Origin of the sequence: Acidisphaera rubrifaciens HS-AP3 (genome assembly GCF_000964365.1) — a bacterium.
Taxonomy (GTDB): Bacteria; Pseudomonadota; Alphaproteobacteria; order Acetobacterales; family Acetobacteraceae; genus Acidisphaera; species Acidisphaera rubrifaciens.
The window spans coordinates 1-5,659 of record NZ_BANB01000813.1 but is presented as its reverse complement, the minus strand read 5'-3'; the positions used below and the strand labels follow the sequence as shown (position 1 = coordinate 5,659).

Here is a 5,659-nt window from a genome sequence, read left to right as displayed (position 1 = left end):
TGTCGAGGATCATGTCGCCGATCGCGACGCCGCCCCGCGGCATGCCGCCCGGCGGCGAAAAGACGCCGAACGGCAGGTTCTGGATCGGAAATTCCGGATGGTCGTTGGCCGAGGCGATCCAGCTGCGTCGTGTCGGATCGGTCGTCTCGTCGGTCATGGAAGCCTCACGGGAAGCGAGAGGAACCCCCGATAACGGGCACGGCGCCCGGGGACGGGCGGGTGCGCCAGCTCATAGCGCGGAAAACGGAGGAGAAAGGCGGAGAGTGCAACCGATACGGCCATCCGCGCAATCGGCCCGCCGATGCAGCGGTGAATTCCCGTCGCGAAGGCGAGATGCGGGTTCGGGTCGCGGGTGATATCGAGCTTGTCCGGCTGTTCGAACACGTCCGCATCGTGGTTTGCGGCGCCGAGGCAGAGATATACCGCCGTCCCCGCCGGGATCGCCACGCCGCCGAGGCTCGTTGCGGCCGTGGCGGTACGACCCTCGAACTGAATTGCGCTGTCGTAGCGGAGAAATTCCTCGACCGCGGACTCAATCAGATCGGGTTCTTCCAACAGGCGGTCACGTTCGCCGGGAAACCGCGCAAGGGCATGCAGCGCGTTGCCGATCGTGTTGGCGATCGTCTCCTGCCCGGCATTCATCAGCAGCATGGTATTCTGCAACAGCTCGTACTCCGACCAGCCGCCGCTTGCGACATCCTCCAGCAGACGGCCGACAACGTCATCGCGCGCCGGCGCCCCGGCGGCCCGACGGCGGGCGAACAGCTCGCGCAGGAAGGCGGAGCAGTCGCGCAGCGCTGCCTCGCCGCGGCTGATGGTCATGGCGTCGCCATCCGGCTCGAGCACGGCCAGGATGTCCACCGACCAGTTGCGCAGCAGCGCCCGTTCCTCCGTCGGGATGGCAAGCAGCGTGCCGATGACCTGCGCCGGCAGGTGGACCGCGAAATCCGCCATCGCATCGAACGCGCCCCGCCCGGCGAGATCGTCGAGCACCCGTTCGACCGCCACTTCCAGCCCGGGGCGCAGCGCGCGTATCAGCGCTTCGTTCAGGCAGGCGCGATCCAGCACGGCCCGCAGGCGCGCATGCGCGGGCGGGTCGCAGAACATGACGGCGGAGGCGTAATGGGTAGCGAGCGGGCCGTCGCCGAGTCGAGCCCGCAGCCACACGTCGCGCCGCGAACTGTACAGCTCGGGCTGCATGCAGACCGCGCGCACGTCGGCGTGACACGTCACCACGACCGACCCGTCCGGTGACCGGTGAATCGGGGCAAAAGTTTGCAGCGCGAAATAGGTGGCGTACGGATCGTTGAGGAAGGCCGATGTCGGCCGGTTGATATCGAACGCCTCTGCGAGCGCACGCGATGCGAGACGCGGTCTGCGCTGGTTGCCCCTGCGCTCGGGGCCGTGGAACCGGTCACTCACGATGGCGGCGTTCTTAAAGTGGCGGCGGCGGCTGGGAAAGGGGGGTGGACGGCACGGCGGATCACAACCCGCGGCGTCGGCTGCGGTTGACGCATCATCCTCGCCGGTAGTTGACAACTTGCAAAAGAAATCGACGAAACCCCTCGGAATCGGTCGAACGGTGTCGGCGAGGCGTTGCCATGTCGTCACTCATACGTCATCCCTGACGATAACGGGTGGTGTGCCATACGATCGCATGGTCCTTCCCGAACCTGCAACGCGCGGAACGGACATGCCGGGGGGCCATGCGAAACGAAACCATCTGAAAGTTGCAACTAACCCCTTCTCAAAGCTTTCAGCGATCGTATTTGACGACTGGTGCGCCTTGTGGCGCACGGTTGAAACAGGACGGAGTAGACGCGTGCGGCGTAGGACGAACGGCCATCAGGCCAATGTTGAAGAAGAAGCGGACGGCTCCGGCTTCGTGCTGGAGGATTTCCTGCCCTATCAGCTCGCGGTGACGGCCGGGCGCGTCTCCCGCCTGTTCGCGCAGCGCTATGGCGAGGAATTCGGCATCTCGATCCCCGAATGGCGCGTCCTCAGCGTCGTCGGGCGCGAGGCCGGCATCTCGCCGAGCGCCGTCAGCGCCCGCGCCAAGATGGACAAGGTGAAGGTCAGCCGCGCCACCGCGACGCTCGTCAGCCGCGGTCTCATCCGCCAGACGCAGGACCCGTCCGACGGGCGCGCGCGCATGCTGCGCCTGACGCGCAAGGGACAGGGCGTGCTGCGTGCCCTCGTGCCGGTCGCGGAGGAGCTCGAGGAAAAGCTCGCGGGTGCGCTCACCCGGTCCGAATGGTCCAGCCTGCGTCAGACTTTGTCGCGCCTCAACGCGCAGATGCCAGAAGGCGACGCCGCGTTCGACTAGGCGCCCCCGACGCCGTGACGAACCGCCCCGGTCCGCCCTACAGGGCGGGCCGGTGGTCGGCCCAGGGCGCCGCCCGCTCGTATGCGGCGGCCGCCTGCAGCACGCCGAGATCGTCGAACCGCCGGCCCACGATCTGCAGGCCGACCGGCAACCCGTCCGCGGTAAACCCGCACGGCACGCTCGCCGCGGGATTGCCGGCGAAATTGAACGGATAAGAAAACTCCGCCCAGCCGACCCAATCCCAGTCATGCTGCGGCCAATGCGCCGGCTGCAACCGTTCGGCGGGAAACGCGGCGACCGAGACGGCCGGCGTCAGCAGCAGATCCCAATCCTCAAACCACGTGTGCAGCGCCGCGATGTAGGCATATTTGCGCGCGCGCAGCTGCTGATACTCCGTCATCGTCACGTCCGATCCGGCGCGCAGACAGGCGACGAAGCCGGGGTCCATCGCGTCCGCCTGCGTCGCGAGTTTCGGCAGGTGGTACGCCAGGTTGCCCGGCCACAGCCGGCGGATCAGCTCCGGCCCCTCGGCCGCCCAGGGCGTCGGCACCTCCTCGACCCGCGCGCCGAGCGACTCGAACTGCCGCGCCGCCGCGGCCACCAGCGCCGCGACGTCGGGATCGACGCGCGCGTGGCCGAGATCGGGGCTGAAGGCGATGCGCCGCCCGCGCAGCCCCTCGCCGAGCCGCGCCGGATAATCGGCGGGCGGCGCCTCCATGCTCGTGTGATCCAGCGGATGCGGCCCCGCCATCACCCGCAGCAGCAGCGCCGCATCGCCTACCGTGCGCGTCATCGGTCCGACATGCGACGTGTAGTCGCCGAGGCTGACCGGATAGTTCGGCACCCGCCCATAGGTCGGCTTGAGCCCGAATACGCCGCAGAAATGCGCGGGCATCCGGATCGATCCGGCACCGTCGGAGCCATGCTGCAACGGCCCCAGCCCCGCCGCCGCCGCCGCTCCCGCGCCGGCCGAGGAGGCGCCGGCATTGTAGCCGTGCTTCCACGGGTTATGCGTGATGCCGGTCAGCGGCGAGCGCGACACGCCGGTCCAGCCGAACTCCGACGTCGTCGTCTTGCCGAGGATGACGGCACCGGCGTCGTGCATGCGCGTCACCACCGGGGCATCGGTGTCCGGCTGATGGCCGCGCATCGTCATCGACCCGAACTCGGTCGGCATGTCGCGCGTGGGGATCAGATCCTTGATACCGACCGGTACGCCGTGCAGCGGCCCCAGCGCGTCGCCGCGCATCACCGCGTCCTCCGCGCGCCGCGCCGCCGCCATCGCCTGCTCGCCCGCGACATGGGCATAGGCGTTCACCTGCGGCTGCAAACGCTCGATGCGCGCGAGCAGCGTCGCGGTGGCCTCGACCGGCGAGAGACGCTTGGCGCGTATCGCCGCCGCCATCTCGGTCGCCGGCATCCAGGCAATGTCGGTCTCGTTCATCGCGTCGGTCTTCTCGCTTGGAAAATCGGCTAAGTATCAACGGCTCAATAGGTGGCGCGGCCGCCGGAGATGTCGAACACGGCGCCGGTGCTGAAGCTGCACGCGTCGCTCGCGAGGAAGCTTGCCATCGCCGCGACCTCGTCGACGAGACCAAATCGGCCCATCGGGATCTTCGACTTCATGTAGGCGATGTGCGCCTCGGTCATCTGCGCGAACATCGGCGTCTCGATCGCCGCCGGGGTGATGCAGTTCACGCGGATGCCGCTCGTCGCCAGTTCCTTGCCCAGCGATTTCGTCAGGCCGATCACCCCCGCCTTCGACGCCGAATAGGCGGATGCGTTCGGGTTGCCCTCCTTGCCGGCGACCGAGGCGATGTTGACGATCCGTCCGAACGTTCCGCGCAGCATGTGCGGCACCACGGCGCGGCAGCAATAGAACACGCCGTTGAGGTTGACCGCGATCACCTCGTCCCAGGCCGCGACCGGATACTCCCACACGGTCATGTTCGGGCCGGTGATGCCGGCGGACGCGATCAGGATGTCGATGCCGCCGAGCGCCGCGGCGGTCGCATCGGCGGCGCGCTGCACCGATGCCGCGTCCGTCATCTCCACCACCTCGCGATGCGCGTCGCCGAGCGCGGGGGCGGCGCGGTCGAGGCCAGCCCGGTCGCGGTCCCACAGCCCGATGCGCGCGCCCTCCGCGTGCAGCCGGGCGGCGATCGCTTGACCAATTCCGGACACGCCGCCGGTCACGACGGCGGTGCGGCCGGCATGCGGGCGGTGCGGCGCGTGGCCGTCTGCTTGTTCGTGCATGCGTGGAGCAAACCCCCAAAGCCCGGGTCGGGGCAAGACGGGGCGGGCACGCCCTTTCATAAGTTCTTTATTTGTTCGGCCGATCCTGTCCCCATGTCGATCACCCACGCCCCGTCGCCCGATGCCCTGTTCACGGCCCGCTTCCTCGCCCGTGTCCCGCCGGACGTCGCGGCCAGCTTCACGCCCGCGCAGCTGCGGGCGGTGCAGGCGTCCTTCGGCATGCGCTACGCCATGGATCACGCGATCGACCTGCGCCGGCGGGTGCGCCTGCCGTGGCTGGGCGGGGTCTATGTCGTGCTGCTCGCGGGCCGTGACGGCCGCGACGGGTGCCGCGGCGACGGGCGCGGCCGACGCCGCTGGCCTATGTCGCGCGGCATCCGTGCCGTGGTCGCTTGCGGCATGCTGCTGGCCCTCGCCGCGCTGCCCGCCGGCGCCCTGCTGCTTCCCGGCTAGCGAACCGCAGGTACGGACAGGGCGGGCGCGGGCGGACAGTCCGCCGCCGGCGCGACCGACATCGCAGCCAACCAGAAGCTGAGTATCCGGACGTCCTGCCCATATCCGAGGCTCGCGGGGCTGCGCGCCTGCGGATTGACGAAGACAAGGTCCAGCACCCCGTCCGGCGCCGCCATCGTGGGCGGGACACACAGCCGCACGCGGCGCATCGCCCCGTCCGACGGCAGGGCGACGTGTCCCGCGTCGTGTCCGTTGATCAGCACGGCCAGGTGCGTGACCGCCCCGGGCAGGGCAGCGAGGTCGAGATCGATCGCCACTGCCTCTCCGTCGCGACCACCCGTCCGCTTCAGGCCAGGCGCGGCATCGGCCGAGTCCGTTGCCACGCCATCCGGCGCGTCCGGCCCCGCCGCCTGCGCCCGTCGCGGCTCCAGGCTAGGCCACAACACCAGCCCCGCTACCGGCCCGGTCGCCCAGGTGCCGGTGCGCTCGGCAAGAGAGAACCCCTCCGCCTCATAGACCCAGCCGCTGCCGTGGTCGGTGAAGCGCGCGACCTGCCCCGCCGCCAGCGTCGATGCGGCCGAGCGGCGCGGGCCGGCCAGTTCCGCCCGGCAGAACACCGCCATG

At 69.6% G+C, this 5,659-nt stretch carries 6 protein-coding genes and 1 pseudogene; 2 read left to right on the top strand and 5 right to left on the bottom strand.

Going from position 1 to position 5,659, the window contains the following annotated elements:
* Both B8460_RS18065 and B8460_RS18060 read right to left on the bottom strand, forming a co-directional pair.
* A pseudogene (locus B8460_RS18065) lies at nt 1-157 on the bottom strand (fumarylacetoacetase); the annotation flags it as partial.
* Nucleotides 154-1,422 carry a cytochrome P450 gene (locus B8460_RS18060; protein ID WP_048863009.1) on the bottom strand — a complete coding sequence of 423 codons (1,269 nt, stop codon included), beginning with the start codon at nt 1,420-1,422 and terminating at the stop codon, nt 154-156. The pseudogene B8460_RS18065 and the gene B8460_RS18060, both read right to left, overlap by 4 nt.
* 400 nt (nt 1,423-1,822) lie before the next feature.
* On the opposite strand from B8460_RS18060, the gene B8460_RS22360 reads away from it, so the two are divergent.
* Nucleotides 1,823-2,326 carry a MarR family winged helix-turn-helix transcriptional regulator gene (locus B8460_RS22360; protein WP_158322974.1) on the top strand — a complete coding sequence of 168 codons (504 nt, stop codon included), beginning with the start codon at nt 1,823-1,825 and terminating at the stop codon, nt 2,324-2,326.
* A 37-nt stretch (nt 2,327-2,363) separates the two neighbouring features.
* Here the strand turns inward: B8460_RS22360 and B8460_RS18050 are convergent, their stop codons facing one another.
* Both B8460_RS18050 and B8460_RS18045 read right to left on the bottom strand, forming a co-directional pair.
* Nucleotides 2,364-3,770 carry an amidase gene (locus B8460_RS18050; protein ID WP_048863008.1) on the bottom strand — a complete coding sequence of 469 codons (1,407 nt, stop codon included), beginning with the start codon at nt 3,768-3,770 and terminating at the stop codon, nt 2,364-2,366.
* A 44-nt stretch (nt 3,771-3,814) separates the two neighbouring features.
* Nucleotides 3,815-4,582, bottom strand: a complete 768-nt coding sequence (locus B8460_RS18045; RefSeq protein WP_048863007.1) for an SDR family oxidoreductase — start codon at nt 4,580-4,582, stop codon at nt 3,815-3,817.
* A gap of 93 nt (nt 4,583-4,675) precedes the next feature.
* Here B8460_RS18045 and B8460_RS22965 point away from each other — a divergent pair, with 93 nt between their 5' ends.
* The gene (locus B8460_RS22965) at nt 4,676-5,035 is read left to right on the top strand and encodes a hypothetical protein (RefSeq protein ID WP_199445691.1); all 360 of its coding nucleotides are present in this window, start codon (nt 4,676-4,678) and stop codon (nt 5,033-5,035) included.
* Here B8460_RS22965 and B8460_RS22355 read toward each other — a convergent pair.
* The coding region (locus tag B8460_RS22355; RefSeq protein WP_048863006.1) for a hypothetical protein at nt 5,032-5,659 on the bottom strand (628 nt) is incomplete at its 5' end. The genes B8460_RS22965 and B8460_RS22355 overlap by 4 nt on opposite strands.